Raw genomic sequence first — 17,651 nt, 5'->3', positions numbered from 1 at the left:
GCCCGCAAAGAGATGTCCGTCACCGGTCGGTCCCCGCCCCGCCCGCGGCGCTGACAGGATTCCCCCATGAGCGATCGGCACGAGGACGCACCGGACCCGGGCGGCACACGGCGCACACCGCACGCGCACCAGGGGGACGGCGCCGTCGGACGGGCGTGGCACGACGTCGTCGCCACCGCCCGCAGGACCGCGGCGGAGGGCCTGGTCGTCGGGACCTCGGGCAACGTGTCGGCGCGCGTCGGCGACCTCGTCCTGGTCACGCCGAGCGGGGTGCCCTACGAGCGGCTGGGGCCCGGCGACACCGTCGCCGTCGACCTACGGGGCGACCAGGTCATCGGCGACCTCGTCCCGACCAGTGAACTCCCGCTGCACCTGGCGGTCTACCGCACCACCGACGCCCTCGCCGTCGTGCACACCCACGCCGTCCACGCCACGGCCGTCTCCACCCTCGTCCCCGAGGTGCCGCCGGTCCACTACGCCGCCGCCATGCTCGGCGGCCCCGTCCGCACCGCGGAGTACGCCCGGTACGGGACGCCGGAGCTGGCCGAGAACATGCTGGAGGCCCTGCGCGGCCGTACGGGATGTCTGCTCCGGAACCACGGGACCGTCACCTACGGGTCCACCCTCGACGAGGCCTACGACCGCACCGCCCAGCTCGAGTGGATGTGCAGGCTCTGGCTGGCCGCGAGCTCCGTACCCGGACTGACCCCGTCGCTGCTCTCCCCGGCCCAGCTGCGCGACGTGCAGGACGCCCTGAAGGGGTACGGACAGCCCGGCTGACCGGAACGCGGTGCCCGGCGGGCCACCGGACGGCCCCGCCCACTGGCAGGGCGCACCGGGCGCCCCGACACTGGAGCAGTGCGCCCGGCAACAGCGACGGCGATAGCCGTCACCACCATCCTCGGCGTCGGTGCGGCAGCGGTCGCGGCCGGCCGGTACGCCAGCGACGCCGCCCTCAGGACGCCGTCCGGACAGCCGCTCCCCGCCGACCGCAAACTCACCGTGCACGCCACGGCGGCCGGACAGGTCACGCTGACCCGTTCCTTCGCCGCGCTCCGGCCGGGGACGTACGGGCTGGTGGGCGACGGTGTCCACGCCGTCGTCGGTCCGGTGATGGAGCAGGCTCCGCACGCCGCGGACGCCGTCGTGCGCAAGCTGGAACGCGTCGACAGCGGCAGCCTGGAACCCGGCGCCAAGGTCCGGATCACCCCCGCGCTGTACAGCGGTGATCCCCGCAGCGCCCTCGGCCTCGACCACCGGGACGTCGAGATCCCCGGTGAGCTCGGTGCCCTGCCCGCCTGGTTCCTGCCCGGCCCCCGGGACACGTGGATCATCACCGTGCACGGCCTCGGGACCACCCGCGAACACCCCATGAACGTCATGGAATTCCTGCACGGCCTGCGGCTGCCGGTGCTCGACCCGGCGTACCGGGGCGACCCAGGCGCCCCGCGCTCCCCGGACGGTCTCGCCCACCTCGGCGAGTCGGAATGGCGCGACCTGGACGCGGCCGTCCGCTTCGCCGTGCGGTACGGGGCGGAGAAGGTCGTCCTGTACGGCTGGTCCACGGGCGCCTCGATGGCCCTGCACGCGGCCGTCAACTCCGCGCTCCGTGACCGGATCTGCGGCCTCGTCCTGGACTCCCCGGTGCTCGACTGGGCCACCACCCTGCGCGCCCTGGCCACCGCCCGCGGCGTCCCGGCACCGCTGCTCCCGCTCGCCCTGCGCGCCGCCCAGGGCCAGACCGGGCTGCACGGAGCGCGGCTCCTGGACACCTCGCTCCCGCAGACCCTGCGCGTCCCGACGCTGATCTTCCACGGCCCCGACGACACCCTGGCCCCCTGGCGGCCGAGCCGGGAGCTCGCCGGCCGCCGCCCGGACCTGGTCGCTCTGCACACCGTGCCGAAGGCTCCGCATGCGGCGATGTGGAATGCCGATCCGGACCGTTACGAAGAGGCCCTGCGACGCTTCCTCACGCCCCTGATGTGACCTGATGCGCGGGATCGGCCGGTTGGTACCGGCGCCGCCCGACGCGCGTTCCCCCGCGAATTCGGGTTCCGTTTGGGCTTTCGGGCCGTCAGAGGCAAGACTGCTCCCCGTGACGTCCCGTACCCCGCGCGACTCCAGGCTGCGACTTGTCCGCCCGCGACCCCTTGCCGCTGCCCGCAAGGCCGTGACCGCCCGGCGCACCAGGCCGGCCCCTCGCCCACCCGAGGGCACCCCGCCCCGCTCGGAACTCGCCCGCCAGGCCAGGGCCGCGCTCGCCGACGCCGTACGGATCGCCCGCTGGGCCGCCGACGGCGCGAGCCCGGGCACCGCCCTCCTCGCGGCCCACGCCCTCGAGCGGGCCGCGACCGCGCTGGAACTGTCCCCGGCCCAGGTGCGCTCCGGCTGGGACCGGGCCCGCCTGGCCGGCCTCGTCGAACTGCACGGCGAGACCGCGCGCCCCGGCTGGCGGCTGCGCGCCTGGGACCGTGACGACTCCGCCGTGCTCCGCGGCTGGGTGGCGCTCTTCGACGCCTGGTCGCTCGTCCACCCGGCGCCCGAGCACATCGAGTCCGCCGCGGTCGCCGAGGCCGTCGAAGCCGTGCCCCAGGTGCTCTCCCTGCTTCAGCTCTCGGCGGGCCCGGTCACCGTGCCCGCTCTCCTCGACCTCCTCGGCCAGCGCGTCGCCGAGCTCCACGAGGAGCGCTGCGAGGTGCCGTACGGGCCGCAGACGCCCACCGAACCTGCGGAACCCGCCCCCACCGCGCACCCCGCCGCCCTGGTCGCACTCCTCCTCGACTGGGCCCTGGAAGGGCTGGCCGCCGTCGGCGCGCTCACCCTCGAAGCGGACCACGCCACGCTCACCCCGCTCGGCAACTGGGCGGTCTGGGTCAAGCTCGAACAGATCTGCGTCGCCGCCCAGAGCCCGGCCGGGAACATCGAGCAGTCCGCCGCCGACATGCTGCTCGGCTGCGCCCGGCTCACCCCGGGACCGGCCCGTGACGAGTACCGCGCCTGGCTCGCCGCCCGTCCCGTCGGCAGCGCCGTCGCCGAGCTGCTCGCCGTGGCCCGCGGCGAGGACGCACTGCTGCGGGGACTCGCCTTCGAGGCGCTCCGGGTCGTCGGCGCCCCCGCCGAGCCCGTGGTGCGCTCCGTCGTCACCGAGCCGCCGCTGCGCCCGTACGCGCTGCTCTGGCTGGCCGAGTACGACGGGACCGACCCCGAGGACGTCCAGGAGATCCTCAGCCGTGAGGAGGCCACCTGGCTCTGGGTGGACACCGCCGCGGCCGTCGCCGACCACGGTGAGACCGCCCTGCTGGTCCGCCACCTCGACTCGGCCGTCCAGGGCACGGTCCCGGCCCTGCTCGACGAGGTCCGGGCCGTCGGCCACCCGCGCACCGTCCAGGTACTGGTGGCGCTCGCGGCGGCGCACCCGGACCCGGCCCTGGCCAAGGCGGTCCGCCGGGCGGCCTTCCAGGTGCACACCGGCGGCGCGTAGGGACGGAAGGGTCGCCGGGGCAGGTCACCCGCCCCGGCGGCCCGGGTGCCCGTCCGGCGCGGACTCAGTCCGCGGATCCCGGGGCGTACGTCCCGAAGCTCCACACATTGCCCTCCCCGTCCCGCGCGATGTAGTCGCGTGCCCCGTAGTCCTGGTCCGTGGGCGGCATCAGGATCTCCACCCCGTGCTCCACGGCCCGGGCGTGGTGCGCGTCGACCTCGTCCACCACGACGTACACCCCGCTCGGCCCCGCGCCCGCCATGGCCTTGGCGAAGACGCCCTCGCGGCCCTTGGACCCCAGCATCACCCTGCCGTTGCCGCAGGAGAGTTCGGCGTGGAGCACCATGCCGTGCTCGCCCTCGTACACCGCTTCCTCGGTGAAGCCGAGCCCCTCGGTCAGCGTCCTGATCGCGGCCCTCGCGTCGTCGTACAGGATCGTCGGGTAGATCGTCGGAACTCCGGCCGGTGCGCCCGCCATGGCGCTCACCCCTCTCTCCACTGTGATCTGTGTCTCGGTTCCCCGGCCGCCGGCGACGGCCGGAGCGGCTCACCGGAAGGTGTTGCAGTCGGCCATGTCGCCGCTGCGGTAGCCGGTGGTGAACCACTGCTGGCGCTGCGCCGCCGAGCCGTGCGTCCAGGACTCGGGCGTGACCCGCCCCTGGAACCTCTCCTGGATCCGGTCGTCGCCCACCGCCGCGGCCGCGTCGAGCCCGTCCCGGATGTCGGCCGATGTCAGGGAGGTGATCAGCGGCCGCCCGGTCGACTCGTCCGGCGTGGTCGTCGCGTGGTGCGCCCAGACCCCGGCGTAGCAGTCCGCCTGCAGCTCCACCTTCACCGCGTTGCTGCCCGAACCGGTACGGCCGTCCTGCGCGCGGCTCAGCGTGCCCATCTGGTCCTGCACATGGTGGCCGTACTCGTGCGCGACGACGTACGCCTGGGCGAACGGTCCGCCGCTCGAACCGAACTTGTCCCGCAGCTCGTCGAAGAACCCCAGGTCCAGATAGACCTGCCGGTCGCCGGGGCAGTAGAACGGCCCGACCGCCGAGGTCGCCGCACCGCACGCGGTCCCGACCCGGTCGGTGAAGAGAACCGTCTTCGCGGGCCCGTACCGCGCGTCACGGCGGGCGAACTCCTGGCGCCAGTAGTCCTGCACGCTGTTGACCACCGCGACGGTCCGGCAGTCCTCCTTGGTGTTCGCGTCCTGGCCGGTCCTGCAGTTCTGCGCCACCTGCGCCGCCGACGAAGCGGTCGCCGTCGTGCCGGAGCCGCCCGACGAAAGGCCCAGCTGGTCCGGGCCGACACCGAAGAACAGCCCGAGGATCAGCGCGATGATGCCCGCGATGCCGCCGCCGATCGTGGCTCTGCCGCCCGGGATCCGGCTGCTGCGCCGGTCCTGGACCTCGGACGTGTCCAGGTCGGCGTCGTCGTCGAACTGCATGGGCCACCACTTCTCCGCTCGGGCCGCGGCTGCCTCACCGCCCTGCGCCGAGTATCGGATAATTCACACCGCTATGCCTGTTCTGGTCACTGGGTGCGGTCGGCCGGCGGCTCCGGGCGAGCGAACGGCAAGTGCCGCGGGAGCACGCGGAAAAGCAGGTGGACACCGCCAGTAGAATGACCCCTATGGCAATTCTCCTTGTGCATTAGACGGCGTCGAGACACCTCCGCCCTCGTCCCGTCCGCCGTCCACAACGCCCTGGAGTTTTTCCGTGATCACCGCTACCGGCATCGAGCTGCGCGCCGGCGCCCGCATCCTCATCGAGTCCGCGAACTTCCGCATCGCCAAGGGCGACCGCATCGGCCTCGTCGGCCGCAACGGCGCCGGCAAGACCACCCTCACCAAGTGCCTGGCGGGCGAGGGCACCCCCGCCGGCGGCACCATCACCCGTTCCGGTGAGGTCGGCTACCTCCCGCAGGACCCGCGCACCGGGGACCTCGACGTCCTCGCCCGCGACCGCATCCTCTCCGCCCGCGGTCTCGACGAGATCCTGCGCAAGATGCGGGAGAACGAGGAGCGGATGGCGAACGGCAAGGGCGCCACCCGTGAGAAGGCGATGAAGAAGTACGAGCGCCTGGAGACGGAGTTCCTGACCAAGGGCGGGTACGCGGCCGAGGCCGAGGCGGCCACCATCGCCGCCGCGCTCAGCCTGCCCGACCGGGTGCTCGGCCAGCCGCTCCATACGCTCTCCGGTGGTCAGCGCCGCCGTGTCGAGCTGGCCCGCATCCTCTTCTCGGACGCGGACACGCTGCTCCTCGACGAGCCGACGAACCACCTCGACGCCGACTCCATCGTCTGGCTGCGCGACTACCTGAAGAGCTACCGCGGCGGCTTCGTCGTGATCTCCCACGACGTCGACCTCGTCGAGACGGTCGTCAACAAGGTCTTCTACCTGGACGCCAACCGCTCGCAGATCGACATCTACAACATGGGCTGGAAGCTCTACCAGCAGCAGCGCGAGGCGGACGAGAAGCGTCGCAAGCGTGAGCGCCAGAACGCCGAGAAGAAGGCCGCGGCCCTCAACACGCAGGCCGACAAGATGCGCGCCAAGGCCACCAAGACCGTCGCCGCGCAGAACATGGCCAAGCGCGCCGAGCGGCTGCTCTCCGGCCTGGAGGCCGTCCGCGTCTCCGACAAGGTGGCCAAGCTCCGCTTCCCCGAGCCCTCCCCGTGCGGGAAGACCCCGCTGATGGCGGAGGGGCTGTCCAAGTCCTACGGCTCGCTCGAAATCTTCACCGATGTGGATCTTGCCATCGACAAGGGCTCCCGCGTCGTCATCCTGGGCCTCAACGGCGCCGGCAAGACCACCCTGCTCCGGCTCCTCGGCGGCGCCGAGAAGCCGGACACCGGCGAGGTCATCGAGGGCCACGGGCTCAAGCTCGGCTACTACGCCCAGGAGCACGAGACGCTCGACCCGGAGCGCACGGTCCTGGAGAACATGCGCTCCGCCGCCCCGGACCTCGACCTCGTCGAGGTCCGCAAGACGCTGGGCTCGTTCCTCTTCTCCGGTGACGACGTCGACAAGCCGGCCGGAGTCCTCTCCGGTGGCGAGAAGACCCGTCTCGCCCTCGCCACCCTGGTGGTCTCCTCCGCCAATGTGCTGCTCCTCGACGAGCCGACGAACAACCTCGACCCGGCCAGCCGCGAGGAGATCCTCGGCGCGCTGCGCACGTACAAGGGCGCGGTCGTCCTCGTCACGCACGACGAGGGCGCGGTCGAGGCGCTCCAGCCGGAGCGGATCATCCTGCTGCCGGACGGCGTCGAGGACCTGTGGGGCGCGGACTACCGTGACCTCGTCGCCCTGGCCTGATCCGCGGTCCGGCCCGCGGCGACGCCGAATGATCCACTCCGACTGGATCATTCGGCCCACACGTGATCCATCATCTGCGTGAGGACGTCTCATACCCCTCCGCGGCACCTGGCAGATATCTGCCAGGTGCACCCATATGGGGTCGCGCCCTGCGTGCGGCCCTGACCTGCTCGTTCGTCTCGAACTGTGGACCGCTCCGCACCGCCGCCCGGCGGAATTCAGGATTCCGATCGTGATGACGCGCGGCCGGGGTGCGAATCCGGTCGCACGGACCTTGCCGAATGGGTGGCCAGGAAGCCGCGTAGGGGTGATCATGAGAATCCAGAGCGCACTTCCCACGAGGAGGCACGGGTGGCCGAGACTCTGAAGAAGGGCAGCCGGGTGACCGGCACCGCGCGCGACAAGCTCGCGGCAGACCTGAAGAAGAAGTACGACTCCGGTGCGAGCATCCGGGCGTTGGCCGAAGAGACCGGCCGCTCCTATGGATTCGTGCACCGGATGCTCAGCGAGTCCGGAGTCACGCTGCGGGGACGCGGCGGTGCGACACGGGGCAAGAAGGCCGCCACGGCCTGACGGCCGCAGGCGGATCGGGACAGGCCGCGGTACGGGCGTGCCCCGAGGGCTCACCGGTTTCGGGTGGTGGCCACCCGGTCGATCGTGCGGTCGGCCGGGTGGTTACTGTTCAGTCACTTAGCTTGAACTGCTGACTGGATCCGAACCGGAGGCCCGCCATGACCTCGCTCGACCCTGTGCTCGACAAGGACGGCGTACGACTCACCGTCGACGACGCGGTTGCCACGGTGACCCTCACCAATCCGGCCAAGCGCAACGCTCAGTCCCCCGCTCTGTGGCGGGCGTTGACGGAGGCCGGACGGGCTCTGCCCGGCAGTGTGCGGGTCGTCGTGCTCCGCGGCGAGGGCAAGTCCTTCTCCGCGGGCCTCGACCGGCAGGCGTTCACCCCCGAAGGATTCGACGGGGAGCCGTCCTTCCTCGACCTGGCACGCGGCCCGGAGGCCGAGCTCTCCGCGACCATCGCCGAGTACCAGGAGGCGTTCACCTGGTGGCGCCGCAACGACATCGTGTCGATCGCGGCGGTCCAGGGGCATGCCATCGGCGCAGGCTTTCAGCTCGCCCTCGCCTGCGATCTGCGGATCGTCGCGGAGGACGTGCAGTTCGCCATGCGCGAGACCAGCCTCGGCCTGGTTCCCGACCTCACCGGCACGCACCCCCTGGTGAACCTGGTGGGGTATGCCCGCGCGCTCGAAATCTGCGCCACCGGCCGTTTCGTGCACGCCGACGAGGCCGAGCGCACCGGCCTCGCCAACCTCGTGGTCCCCGCCGACGAGCTCGACGCGGCGGCCCGGGAGCTGTCCGGCGCGCTTCTGGCGGCCCCGCGCGACGCCGTCATCGAGACCAAGGCGCTGCTCGGCGGCGCGGTCTCGCGTACCTACGAGGACCAGCGCGCCGCCGAACGCGCCGCCCAGGGCCGGCGCCTGCGCGACCTCGCAGGCCTCACGGACTGACGGACGCGACGGCACGGCAGCGGCGACGGACGCACGGACCGTCACCCGGTCGGCGGCCGCCCGGTCACTCCGCGTCCACCACCGCGGTGACCAGCACCGTGACCGGCGGATGTCCGGCCAGGGCCGCTGCCACCACCACGCGCACCGCCAGTGCCACATCGAGCGCCTGGTGGCTCCCGTCCGTCGCCAGTTCCACCCGCACATGGTCCGCATCCGTGTGCACCGCGTTGCCCAGCACCCGGGTCAGCGCTGCGACACCGGGAACTCCGGCCGCCGCCACCCCCGCCGTGCCCTCCGGCTCCGCCCCGCGCACCCCGCTCGCCTCAGGGGCGGGCCGGTCGGGGACCGTGTCCAGCAGCTCCGTCACCCGCAGATCCACTTCGGTGACCACCAGGCCCAGCCGCGCGGCGGCGGCCTCCAGCAGCGCCGAGCGCAGCACGGCCGCGGCGGCGGGAAGCGGCTGGTCGGCCGTCGCCGACATGGCCGCCTCGATCCGCAGCGGCCCCGGCGGCAGTGCGCTCGGCGGTGGCGGCAACGCCGGCGCCGGCGCCGCATCCGGGTCGGCCGGCACGATCCTCATCTCGCCCAGCACCGGACCCGGGCCCGATACGCAGACCCAGCGGCGCAGCACCGAGACGGCGGCCCGCTCCGAGATCCACACGCCGTCCGCCGGACCACCCAGAGGGAGCAATCGGCCCAGGCCGAGCCTCTGCCGTACCGCAGCCGTCCATCCGTCGGCCCTGTGCGGGCTGTCAGCTGTCGTCATTGCTCCAGCCTGCCGCATCCGCGGCGCGAGACGGGGCAAGCGCACTTAATGTGGGCGAGGAAGTCCAACCCCTGCCCCGAAGGGAAGAGTGGCGATGACCGACACCCCACAGCGGAACCGACCCGAGAGCCCCGACAGCGTGACGGGGGACGACGGCAGGAAAAGTCCGCTGACCAAGCGCGGCGGGGGAGATCCAGCCACCCGCGGGCGCACCACCATCGCGGACGGGGTGGTCGAGAAGATCGCCGGCATGGCGGCACGCGACGTGGTCGGCGTCCACGCGATGGGCAGCGGCCTCTCCCGCACCTTCGGTGCGGTGCGCGACCGTGTCCCCGGCGGCGGCAAGTCCGTCACCCGGGGCGTCAAGGCGGAGGTCGGCGAGTCCCAGACCGCCCTGGACCTGGAGATCGTCGTCGACTACGGAGTATCGATCGCCGATGTCGCCCGCGACGTACGGGAGAACGTCATCGCGGCGGTCGAGCGCATGACGGGCCTCGAAGTCGTCGAGGTCAACATCGCGGTCAGCGATGTGAAGCTGCCCGACGATCCCGACGACGACGGCCAGCCCGAGCCACGTCTCCAGTAGGCCTTCCAGCGGAGGCAGTTGAGGAGCACACGATGAACATGGCTGTGGTCGGCATGGTGGCCGGCATGGCACTCGGTTTCGCCGGGTACTTCGGCGGGTTCGGGGCCTTTCTGCTGGTTGCCGCATTGGGGGCGATCGGGTTCGTCGTCGGGCGCTTCGCCGACGGTGACCTGGAACCCGGCGACTTCTTCCGGAGTCGCGAGCGCGGCGACCGACGGCGGTGACGGCATTGTCGGGGATGCTCGGCCGGGTCCCCGCCGCGGAACGCGGGGAGACCCGGATCGCCGACCGGGTGGTTGCGAAGATCGCCGCACAGGCGGCCAAGGAGGCGGTCGACGAGCCGCCGGAGGACGGTGATCCGCCGCGCGCCACTGTCACGGTGCGCCGTGACACCGCCCGCGTGCGGGTCAGCCTGGATCTCGGATATCCCACCGACATCGGCCGCCAGTGCGGCGCGGTGCGTCGGCGTGTCGTCGAACGGGTAAAAGCGTTGGCGGGGATGGAAGTGCCCGAAGTGGCCGTACAGGTCGAGCGTCTGCACCCCGCGGGAGCGAGCGCCGCGGCACAGGGGAGGATCCGATGACCGAGCCCCAGGACCCGGAGAGCAGCACCCGGCGCCTGCCCACCGTCGAACACGGTGGCGCACTGGCGCTGGACCAGTCCGCCTCCGCCGCGTCCTACGATCCGGCGCCGGTGAAGGAGCACGGCGGAGGCGGCGCCGGCCGCTTCTGGTCCGCGCGCCGGATCCCCGCCGGTCTTCTCGCGCTGGTGCTCCTCGGCGGCCTCGGCCTGCTGCTGTACGACGTGGCGGCGGTACGGGCCGACCACCCGGCGATGCGATGGCGCCGCTGGCTCGCCGATGAGCTGGCGCGCCGCCCACTGGACAACGTGTGGGTGCTGGCCGGCGCGGCGGCCGCGGCGGCGATCGGCCTGTGGCTGGTCGTCCTCGCTGCCACCCCAGGGTTGCGTGACGTGCTGCCGATGCGCCGCGACCGCCCCGGGGTGAGGGCCGGGCTCGACCGGACCGCCGCAGCCCTGGCCCTGCGCGACCGGTCCGTCGAGGTGGCCGGCGTGCAGTCGGTGCGGGTCCGGATGGGGCGCGGCAAGGTCACGGTGCGCGCCGTCTCCCACTTCCGTGAACTCGACGACGTACGGGCCGACTTGGACACGGTTCTGGGAACAGGGATCGAGGAGCTCGGCCTGGCGAAGCCGCCGGGTCTGTCGGTGCACGTCCGCCGTCCGACGAGGAAGGGGTGACCGCTGTGCTCAGGACCGTCAACCGGGTACTGCTCGCACTGGCCGGGCTGGTGCTGATCTGTGGTGGTGGCGCGGTGCTCGCCGCCGGGCTCGGTCTTCGCGTACCGTCCTGGTGGCCCTTCCGCGGCAGGAACGACGTACTGCTCAGCAGCGCCGACCGGGACCGCTGGCACGGCGAGAGCTGGTGGTGGCCGACCGTGATCGTGGTCCTCGCGGTGCTGGTCGTCCTCGCCCTGTGGTGGCTGCTCAGCCAATTCCGCCGCGCCCGTCTCGCCGAAGTGCTGGTCGACAGCGGCGACGGCGAGGGGGCGCTGCTGCGCGGCCGGGCCCTGGAGGGCGTCCTCGCCGGTGAGGCGGGAGCGCTGGACGGGGTGGCCCGCGCGCAGGTGATGCTGGTGGGCCGGCGCAGCTCGCCGCAGGCGCGGATCCGGCTGCTGATGGAGCCGCACGCGGCGCCGGACGAGGCGCTCGGCCGACTCACGGACGAGGCGCTGGCCCATGCCCGGGACTCGGCGGGCCTGGCGGAGCTGCCGGCCGAGGTGCGGCTGCGGGCCGTCAAGCACCGGGCGGAACGGGTGAGCTGACGGCTCAGCAGGAGCCGCCCGGAAGGCGCGGGAGCACACCGCCCCCCGCCGGACGGCCGCCGCACACCGACCGTCCGGCGGCCGGGGAGGGCCACCGGACGCCCCGGTCACGCCCCGCCCAGAAGCCGTGCCGCTCAGAAGCCGTGCCGCGAACCGCCGTCCACCGGAACCATGATGCCGGTCAGGTACGACGCCGCAGGCGACAGCAGGAACGCCGCGGTCCGGCCGAACTCCTCCGGAGTGCCGTACCGGCGCAGCGGGATGCGTGCCTCGGCCGCCGCACGCGAGGCCTCCGCATCGCCGGACAGCGCGTCCAGCTCCCGCACCCGGTCCGTGTCGATCCGGGCGGGCAGCACGCCCACCACGCGGATGCCCCGCGGCCCGAGCTCGTCGGCCAGGGACTTGGCGAACCCGGCCAGACCGGGCCGCAGGCCGTTCGAGATGGTCAGCCCGGCGATCGGCTCGTACACCGAGCCGGAGAGCACGAGGCCGATGACCCCGCCCTCGCCGAGCACCGCGGCCGCCGTACGGGCCATCCGCACCGCACCCAGGAAGACCGACTCGAACGCCGACTGCCACTGCTCGTCCGTGTTGTCGGCGAGCATGCCGGGGGCCGGTCCGCCGACGCTGATCAGGACGCCGTCCAGCCGCCCGAATCGCTCATGGGCGGCATCCACCAGACGCTGCGCCGCGGCGGGCTCCGCGTTGTCGGCCACGAGACCGACCGCGTCCGGTCCCAGTTCGGCGGCGGCCGCCTCGACCCGCTTCTCGTCACGGCCGGTGATGATCACCTTCGCGCCGTCCGCCGCCAGCTCCCGCGCGGTGGCGTTCCCGAGCCCCCGCGTCGCGCCGGTGACGATGTACACACGGTCCTTCAGTCCAAGATCCATGGGCCCTATCCTGCCGTCTCGGCCTCCATCATGTCGTCCCCGGCCAGGGCCACGGCCGTGCTCACCAGGCCGATGTGGCTGAACGCCTGCGGGAAATTGCCCAGTTGCCGCTGTCCCGTGGTGTCGTACTCCTCGGCGAGCAGCCCCACATCGTTGCAGAGCGCGAGGAGCTGCTCGAAGAGTTCCGTGGCCTCGTCGGTGCGCCCGGTCAGGCGCAACGCGTCCGCCAGCCAGAACGAGCACGCCAGGAAGGCCCCTTCACCGCCGGGAAGCCCGTCGATCGAGACTCCCTCGGTGCTGTAGCGGCGGACCAGTCCGCCGCTGCCCAGCTCGGCCCGGACCGCGTCGACCGTGCCGACGACCCGTGGATCGTCCGGCGGCAGGAAGCCGGTCCGGGCGATCAGCAGCGTCGCGGCGTCCAGGGCCCGGGAGCCGTACGACTGCGTGAAGGTGTTCCGTACCGGGTCGTAGCCCTTCTCGCACACCTCCCGGTGCACGGCGTCCCGCATCGCCCGCCACCGGTCGGCGTCCCCGGCCAGCGACGGATCCGCCTCCAGGGTCCGCACGGCGCGGTCGGCGGCGACCCAGGCCATCACCTTCGAGTGCACGAAGTGGCGGCGCTGACCGCGGATCTCCCACAGCCCCTCGTCCGGTTCGCGCCAGGTGGACTCCAGGAAGCCGAGCAGGCTCAGCTGCAGACTCCAGGCGTGCGGCTTGTCGTCCAGGCCCGCCTCGCGTGCCAGCCGCAGCGAGTCGATGACCTCTCCGTACACATCGAGCTGCCGCTGCCGGACCGCCGCGTTGCCGATCCGGACCGGGCCGGAGTTCTCGTACCCGCGCAGCCACGGCAGCTCCGACTCGGGCAGCCGCCGTTCGCCCGCCAGGCCGTACATGATCTGGAGATCGGCCGGGTCGCCGGCGACGGCGCGCAGCAGCCAGTCCCGCCAGGCCGCGGCCTCCTCCAGGTAGCCGGCCGAGATCATCGCGTTGAGCGCCAGGGTGGAGTCGCGCAGCCAGCAGAAGCGGTAGTCCCAGTTCCGTACGCCGCCGATCTCCTCCGGGAGCGAGGTGGTGGGGGCCGCCACGATCCCGCCGGTCGGGGCGAAGGTGAGGGCCTTCAGGGTGATCAGCGAGCGGATCACGGCCTCCCGGTACGGGCCCCGGTACTTGCAGCGGGCCGACCATTCGGCCCAGTCGGCGAGGGTGTTCTTCAGCGCCTCGTGCGGGTCGACGAGATCGGGGCGCGGCGAGTGCGAGGGGTGCCAGGTCAGCACGAACGCGACCTGTTCGCCCGCGGCGACGGTGAACGACGAGCAGGTGGAGAACTGCTGGCCCCAGGTCTTGACCGGCGGCTCGCTGCGCAGCCAGGCGGAGTCCGGTCCGGCGACCGCCACCCGGTGGCCCTGCGAGCGGCGCACCCACGGCACGACGGAGCCGAAGTCGAAACGCAGCCGGATCACCGAGGTCATGTCGACGGTCCCGCTGATCCCCTCGACGATCCGCATCACATCGGGTTCCTGGTCCCGCTGCGGCATGAAGTCGATGACCTTCACCGTGCCGGTACGGGTCTCCCAGAACGTCTCCAGGACGAGGGAGTCACCCGCATAGCTGCGCCGGGTGCAGGTGTCCGCGCCCTTCGGAGCGATGCGCCAGTGGCCGTTGTCCTCGTCGCCGAGCAGCGCGGCGAAGCAGGCACCCGAATCGAACCGGGGCAGACAGAGCCAGTCGACGGAACCGTCCCTGCCGATCAGGGCGGCTGTCTGCAGATCGCCGATGAGGGCGTAGTCCTCGATGAGTGGGGTCACGTTCTGCCGTGTTCCCGAACCGCGGCCCCGCTAAGCAGCCGGTGTCCCACGGGCGGCCGCAAGCACGACGTCACCGCGCCGCCCCGCCGGCCGGTGCCGGGGGCGGCGGCCACCGGCCGGCCCGGCCGGTGGCGGATCCGGCCCGCTCAGGCCGTTGCCGGCTCGGGCTTCCCGGGCTGCTCCGACTCCTGGTCCGCGGCAGCCGCCGCCTTCGCCGCCTCCACCCGGTCGCGCTTCTCGCGCCGGGCCAGCACCACGTAGCCGACCGGGACACCGGAGGCGAACAGCCACCACTGGACCGCGTACGCCATGTGCGGACCGATCGAGCTGTCGTCCGGCGCCGCGATCAGCTCCGGTACGTCGCCGGCCGGTTCGGGGCCGGTCTGCTCGATGTAGCCGCCGAGGACCGGCCGGGAGAGGGCTCTGGCCTGCTGCGCGCTGTTGATCAGCATCACCTGGCGGTCCGGCAGGTCCGACAGGTCCTTGATGCCGCTGGTGCCCGTCGTCTCGTCGGCCTTGAGCCGGCCGGTGACGGTCACTTCGCCCTTGGGCACGGCAGGGATGTCCGGGAAGGCGCGCTGGTCGTCGGCGGTGGGAACCCATCCGCGGTTGACCAGGACCGTGCCGCCGCCCTTGAGGTCGAGCGGGATCAGCACGTGGAAGCCGATGGCGCCGTCGGTGGAGGTCCTGCGGCGCACGACGACCTCGTGCTCGGTGTCGTACGTTCCCGTGGCCGTCACCGCGCGCCAGTAGTCGGAGAGCGGCACGGTGTGGCCGGGGGAGGTGAGCGTGGCCACCGCGACCGGCTTCGCCTTGAGGTTCCGCGAGATCAGGGAGTTCTGTGCCACCCGGTGCTCATGCCGGTGGAGCTGCCAGAAGCCCAGCTCGACCATCGTGGGGATCAGGACGAGGGTGAGCAGGGCGAGGATCAGCCACTGCCGGGTCAACAGGAAGCGGTACACCCCATGACGGTACAACTGCGTCATGGGGCGCATCGCGCAGGGGGTGGGGGGAGGGGCCGTGCGACCGTGGATCAGACTTTGTCGATGATGCCCACCTTCCCCTCGGCGCGGGCGCAGTGACCACCGCAGAACCAGTGTCCGTCGACCTCGACGCCCTGGCCGATCACCTGGACGCGGCAGTGTTCACAGATGGGTGCCATGCGGTGGATGGCGCAGGAGAAGCAGTCGAAGACGTGCACCGCGCCCTGCGCGTGCACCTCGAACGACATGCCGTAGTCGTTTCCGCAAACCTCACAACGTGCCATGCGCCACAGGGTGGGACGCCGGGATGCCGGGCGGCGAGCGGTGGGCGGGCGAGTCGCCCCCGGTTCACTCCGATGACGGCGCGGACACCGGGGGAGCGGCCGGCGCCCCGGTCGTCGCCGACACCTGTGCCACGTCCCGCAGCAGATGGGTGAAGGCGTTCTCGTCCACGATCGGCGTGCCGAACGACTTCGCCTTCACCGTCTTCGACGTCGCCGCGTCCGGGTCGTTGGTCACCAGCAGGCTGGTCAGCCGGGAGACGCTGGTCGCCACATGCAGCCCGGCCTCGACCGCCCGGTCCTCCAGCAGCTCGCGGTCGATGGAGGTGTCCCCGGAGAACGCCACCCGCATGCCCTGCATGAGCGGCTTGTCCTTGTCGTACCGCCCGGGGTTCGGATACGGGCAGGCGGGCCGCTTGCGCGAAGGGCGCCAGCTGTTCTGGCTGCCGTACGAGGACTGATAGCCGACCCGCGGGGCCACCGGGGAGTCCGACCACTCGGTCAGCGGGCGGCACTCCAGCAGCGGGAGCCGCACCCCGTCGCGCGCCGCCGCGTGCAGGCTCGGCCGGAACGCCTCGGCCAGCACCCGTGCGTCGTCCAGCGCGTGGTGCGCCCGCTGCTGCACCACGCCGAAATGCGCCGCGAGCGACTCGAGCTTGTGGTTGGGCAGCGGCAGCCGCAGCTCCTTGGAGAGCGCGATGGTGCAGAGCCGCTGGGCGACCGGGGCGACGACTGCCGCACGCGCGTACTCCCGGGCCAGCATCGACCAGTCGAAGGCGGCGTTGTGCGCGACCAGGACCCGGCCCGCGAGCCGCTCGGAGAGGTCGGCGGCGACCTCCGGGAAGAGCGGGGCGCCCTCCAGGACGTCGCTGGTCAGTCCGTGGATCCAGACGGGGCCCGGGTCCCGCTCCGGGTTGACGAGGGTGTACCAGTGGTCCTCGACGTTGCCCTGGGCGTCCAACCGGTAGACGGCAGCGGACACTATCCGGTCGTCGCGGGCGAGGCCGGTGGTCTCCACGTCGACGACCGCGTACCCCTGGGGGTAGGCGGTCGGCCACGGTGCTGCGGTCTGGCGGTCGTCGAGCATGGTCACAGAGAATACGGGCCGGGACTGACAGCTCCCTATTCGGGAGCCCCGTGTTCGAACCCGTCGGGCGCCTGGGTCCGCACCGTTCCGCCGACGTCCGGCGGCCCGGCCGGCCGTGCGCGCACGCCGCCGCGAACAGCCGGGCACCGGGTCGTACGCCGTGGTGGCCACCGCCGCGGATCACCCTCACCGGGGGACCGGACCGGGGGCGTTCCGGTCCCGTTCGAGCGCCCGGAAGCCGGCCTGCGCTGCCCCCGCGAGGCCTGGCGGGCCGCGAACCTCCTTACCGTGAACCCGTGTTCGCCCCGGGGCGGCCCCACCGGTACCCGGAGGCGGGACGGAGAGTGAGACCATCCCCGGGTGACGGATTCCACGACGCATGACGAAGCGCACGGCAACGGTCTCGGCGCGCGGCTGAACTGGCTGCGCGCCGCGGTCCTCGGCGCGAACGACGGCGTCGTCTCCACCGCGGGCCTGGTCGTCGGCGTCGCCGGAGCCACCGGCGACCGCGCCACCCTGCTGACGGCCGGCCTGGCCGGACTGCTTGCAGGCTCCATGTCGATGGCGGCGGGCGAGTACGTATCGGTCTCCACCCAGCGCGACTCGGAACAGGCGGCGCTGGCCATGGAGAAACGCGAGCTCCAGGAGACCCCCGAGGCGGAACTCGCCGAACTCACAGGGCTGTTGGAGGACAAGGGGCTCAGCCACGAAGTCGCCCGCGAAGCCGCCCTCCAGCTCACCGAACGCGACGCGCTCCGCGCCCACGCCGAGGTCGAGCTCGGCATCGACCCGGACGACCTGACGAACCCGTGGCACGCGGCGGGCGCCAGCTTCCTGGCGTTCACCGCAGGTGCCCTGCTGCCGCTGCTGGCGATCGTGCTCCCGCCGCCGTCCGTGCGGCTGGTCGTCACCGTGCTCGCGGTCCTGGCGGCGCTGGCGTGCACGGGGTGGTGGAGCGCGAGGCTGGGCGACGCGGCGGTGGGCCGCGCGGTGCTGCGGAACACAGGAGGGGGAGCCGTGGCGATGGGGGTGACCTACGTGGCGGGGGCGCTGCTGGGGGCGGCCGGGGCCTGACCCGTGGCGCCGTGTTGGCGGAAGGC

At 72.7% G+C, this 17,651-nt stretch carries 20 protein-coding genes; 12 read left to right on the top strand and 8 right to left on the bottom strand.

All coding sequences use genetic code 11. The annotated features are described in order from the left end of the window. The first annotated feature begins 66 nt into the window (after positions 1 to 66). From ACFVXE_RS03080 to ACFVXE_RS03070, 3 genes are all read left to right on the top strand, one after another. Entirely contained in the window at positions 67 to 780 is a 714-nt protein-coding gene (locus tag ACFVXE_RS03080; protein ID WP_389668607.1) for a class II aldolase/adducin family protein, read from the top strand. Between the two features lie 78 nt (positions 781 to 858). Then, positions 859 to 1,986: an alpha/beta hydrolase gene (locus ACFVXE_RS03075; protein WP_389668605.1), complete on the top strand. Its 1,128-nt coding sequence runs from the start codon at positions 859 to 861 to the stop codon at positions 1,984 to 1,986. 184 nt (positions 1,987 to 2,170) lie between these two features. Continuing rightward, positions 2,171 to 3,481 carry a hypothetical protein gene (locus tag ACFVXE_RS03070; protein ID WP_389668900.1) on the top strand — a complete coding sequence of 437 codons (1,311 nt, stop codon included), beginning with the start codon at positions 2,171 to 2,173 and terminating at the stop codon, positions 3,479 to 3,481. Between the two features lie 64 nt (positions 3,482 to 3,545). On the opposite strand, the gene ACFVXE_RS03065 is transcribed toward ACFVXE_RS03070, so the two are convergent. Together ACFVXE_RS03065 and ACFVXE_RS03060 are read right to left on the bottom strand one after the other, a co-directional pair. Then, a complete protein-coding gene (locus tag ACFVXE_RS03065; RefSeq protein ID WP_389668898.1) occupies positions 3,546 to 3,959 on the bottom strand; it encodes a VOC family protein in 414 nt (137 codons plus the stop codon). A gap of 69 nt (positions 3,960 to 4,028) precedes the next feature. Further along, positions 4,029 to 4,919: a neutral zinc metallopeptidase gene (locus tag ACFVXE_RS03060; protein WP_389668603.1), complete on the bottom strand. Its 891-nt coding sequence runs from the start codon at positions 4,917 to 4,919 to the stop codon at positions 4,029 to 4,031. Positions 4,920 to 5,190: 271 nt separating this feature from the next. Here ACFVXE_RS03060 and ACFVXE_RS03055 point away from each other — a divergent pair, with 271 nt between their 5' ends. The 3 genes from ACFVXE_RS03055 (at position 5,191) to ACFVXE_RS03045 (ending at position 8,312) form a co-directional block, all read left to right on the top strand. Further along, the gene (locus tag ACFVXE_RS03055; RefSeq protein WP_389668601.1) at positions 5,191 to 6,789 is read left to right on the top strand and encodes an ABC-F family ATP-binding cassette domain-containing protein; all 1,599 of its coding nucleotides are present in this window, start codon (positions 5,191 to 5,193) and stop codon (positions 6,787 to 6,789) included. Between the two features lie 351 nt (positions 6,790 to 7,140). Then, a complete protein-coding gene (locus tag ACFVXE_RS03050; RefSeq protein WP_037691626.1) occupies positions 7,141 to 7,362 on the top strand; it encodes a helix-turn-helix domain-containing protein in 222 nt (73 codons plus the stop codon). A 158-nt stretch (positions 7,363 to 7,520) separates the two neighbouring features. Continuing rightward, positions 7,521 to 8,312 carry an enoyl-CoA hydratase/isomerase family protein gene (locus tag ACFVXE_RS03045; protein WP_389668599.1) on the top strand — a complete coding sequence of 264 codons (792 nt, stop codon included), beginning with the start codon at positions 7,521 to 7,523 and terminating at the stop codon, positions 8,310 to 8,312. Between the two features lie 64 nt (positions 8,313 to 8,376). Here the strand turns inward: ACFVXE_RS03045 and ACFVXE_RS03040 are convergent, their stop codons facing one another. Next, positions 8,377 to 9,078, bottom strand: coding sequence for a hypothetical protein (locus tag ACFVXE_RS03040; RefSeq protein ID WP_389668597.1), 702 nt, complete (start codon positions 9,076 to 9,078; stop codon positions 8,377 to 8,379). Between the two features lie 94 nt (positions 9,079 to 9,172). Here ACFVXE_RS03040 and ACFVXE_RS03035 point away from each other — a divergent pair, with 94 nt between their 5' ends. The 5 genes from ACFVXE_RS03035 to amaP are packed head-to-tail and all read left to right on the top strand — an operon-like array spanning position 9,173 to position 11,505. After that, positions 9,173 to 9,664 (top strand): Asp23/Gls24 family envelope stress response protein, encoded by a 492-nt coding sequence (locus ACFVXE_RS03035; protein ID WP_389668595.1) that lies wholly within the window; start codon positions 9,173 to 9,175, stop codon positions 9,662 to 9,664. Between the two features lie 32 nt (positions 9,665 to 9,696). After that, positions 9,697 to 9,888, top strand: a complete 192-nt coding sequence (locus ACFVXE_RS03030; protein ID WP_389668593.1) for a hypothetical protein — start codon at positions 9,697 to 9,699, stop codon at positions 9,886 to 9,888. Positions 9,889 to 9,902: 14 nt separating this feature from the next. Continuing rightward, the gene (locus ACFVXE_RS03025) at positions 9,903 to 10,247 is read left to right on the top strand and encodes a hypothetical protein (RefSeq protein ID WP_389668896.1); all 345 of its coding nucleotides are present in this window, start codon (positions 9,903 to 9,905) and stop codon (positions 10,245 to 10,247) included. Beyond that, on the top strand, positions 10,244 to 10,921 hold the full coding sequence (locus tag ACFVXE_RS03020; RefSeq protein WP_389668592.1) for a DUF6286 domain-containing protein: 678 nt from the start codon (positions 10,244 to 10,246) through the stop codon (positions 10,919 to 10,921). The genes ACFVXE_RS03025 and ACFVXE_RS03020 overlap by 4 nt, the downstream gene beginning before the upstream one ends. Next, complete coding sequence (gene amaP / locus ACFVXE_RS03015) at positions 10,918 to 11,505, top strand: alkaline shock response membrane anchor protein AmaP (RefSeq protein ID WP_389668591.1); 588 nt, start codon at positions 10,918 to 10,920, stop codon at positions 11,503 to 11,505. The genes ACFVXE_RS03020 and amaP overlap by 4 nt, the downstream gene beginning before the upstream one ends. A 134-nt stretch (positions 11,506 to 11,639) precedes the next feature. Here amaP and ACFVXE_RS03010 read toward each other — a convergent pair whose 3' ends face one another. The 5 genes from ACFVXE_RS03010 to ACFVXE_RS02990 all read right to left on the bottom strand — a co-directional run bounded on the left by ACFVXE_RS03010 (position 11,640) and on the right by ACFVXE_RS02990 (position 16,557). Continuing rightward, positions 11,640 to 12,395 (bottom strand): SDR family oxidoreductase, encoded by a 756-nt coding sequence (locus ACFVXE_RS03010; RefSeq protein ID WP_389668589.1) that lies wholly within the window; start codon positions 12,393 to 12,395, stop codon positions 11,640 to 11,642. A gap of 5 nt (positions 12,396 to 12,400) precedes the next feature. Next, on the bottom strand, positions 12,401 to 14,200 hold the full coding sequence (locus tag ACFVXE_RS03005; RefSeq protein WP_389668588.1) for a glycoside hydrolase family 15 protein: 1,800 nt from the start codon (positions 14,198 to 14,200) through the stop codon (positions 12,401 to 12,403). 146 nt (positions 14,201 to 14,346) lie between these two features. After that, positions 14,347 to 15,162, bottom strand: coding sequence for an SURF1 family protein (locus ACFVXE_RS03000; RefSeq protein ID WP_389668894.1), 816 nt, complete (start codon positions 15,160 to 15,162; stop codon positions 14,347 to 14,349). A 71-nt stretch (positions 15,163 to 15,233) separates the two neighbouring features. Then, positions 15,234 to 15,467 carry a hypothetical protein gene (locus ACFVXE_RS02995; protein ID WP_078852816.1) on the bottom strand — a complete coding sequence of 78 codons (234 nt, stop codon included), beginning with the start codon at positions 15,465 to 15,467 and terminating at the stop codon, positions 15,234 to 15,236. Positions 15,468 to 15,531: 64 nt separating this feature from the next. After that, positions 15,532 to 16,557, bottom strand: a complete 1,026-nt coding sequence (locus ACFVXE_RS02990; RefSeq protein WP_389668586.1) for a DEDDh family exonuclease — start codon at positions 16,555 to 16,557, stop codon at positions 15,532 to 15,534. Between the two features lie 354 nt (positions 16,558 to 16,911). On the opposite strand from ACFVXE_RS02990, the gene ACFVXE_RS02985 reads away from it, so the two are divergent. Beyond that, positions 16,912 to 17,625 carry a VIT family protein gene (locus tag ACFVXE_RS02985; RefSeq protein ID WP_389668584.1) on the top strand — a complete coding sequence of 238 codons (714 nt, stop codon included), beginning with the start codon at positions 16,912 to 16,914 and terminating at the stop codon, positions 17,623 to 17,625. The last annotated feature ends 26 nt before the right edge of the window (positions 17,626 to 17,651 follow it).

Source organism: Streptomyces sp. NPDC058231 (assembly GCF_042882275.1).
Lineage (GTDB): Bacteria > Actinomycetota > Actinomycetes > Streptomycetales > Streptomycetaceae > Streptomyces.
Note: the sequence above shows the minus strand (reverse complement) of the source record. Positions and strands in the feature narration are given on the sequence as shown.

Excerpts from the sequence above, each read along its gene's own strand:
- ACFVXE_RS03080 (WP_389668607.1), top strand. The coding sequence starts at position 67 with ATGAGCGATCGGCACGAGGACGCACCGGACCCGGGCGGCACACGGCGC.
- ACFVXE_RS03065 (WP_389668898.1), bottom strand. The coding sequence starts at position 3,959 with ATGGCGGGCGCACCGGCCGGAGTTCCGACGATCTACCCGACGATCCTG.
- ACFVXE_RS03060 (WP_389668603.1), bottom strand. The coding sequence starts at position 4,919 with ATGCAGTTCGACGACGACGCCGACCTGGACACGTCCGAGGTCCAGGAC.
- ACFVXE_RS03045 (WP_389668599.1), top strand. The coding sequence starts at position 7,521 with ATGACCTCGCTCGACCCTGTGCTCGACAAGGACGGCGTACGACTCACC.
- ACFVXE_RS03040 (WP_389668597.1), bottom strand. The coding sequence starts at position 9,078 with ATGACGACAGCTGACAGCCCGCACAGGGCCGACGGATGGACGGCTGCG.
- ACFVXE_RS03035 (WP_389668595.1), top strand. The coding sequence starts at position 9,173 with ATGACCGACACCCCACAGCGGAACCGACCCGAGAGCCCCGACAGCGTG.
- ACFVXE_RS03030 (WP_389668593.1), top strand. The coding sequence starts at position 9,697 with ATGAACATGGCTGTGGTCGGCATGGTGGCCGGCATGGCACTCGGTTTC.
- ACFVXE_RS03025 (WP_389668896.1), top strand. The coding sequence starts at position 9,903 with ATGCTCGGCCGGGTCCCCGCCGCGGAACGCGGGGAGACCCGGATCGCC.
- ACFVXE_RS03020 (WP_389668592.1), top strand. The coding sequence starts at position 10,244 with ATGACCGAGCCCCAGGACCCGGAGAGCAGCACCCGGCGCCTGCCCACC.
- ACFVXE_RS03010 (WP_389668589.1), bottom strand. The coding sequence starts at position 12,395 with ATGGATCTTGGACTGAAGGACCGTGTGTACATCGTCACCGGCGCGACG.
- ACFVXE_RS02995 (WP_078852816.1), bottom strand. The coding sequence starts at position 15,467 with ATGGCACGTTGTGAGGTTTGCGGAAACGACTACGGCATGTCGTTCGAG.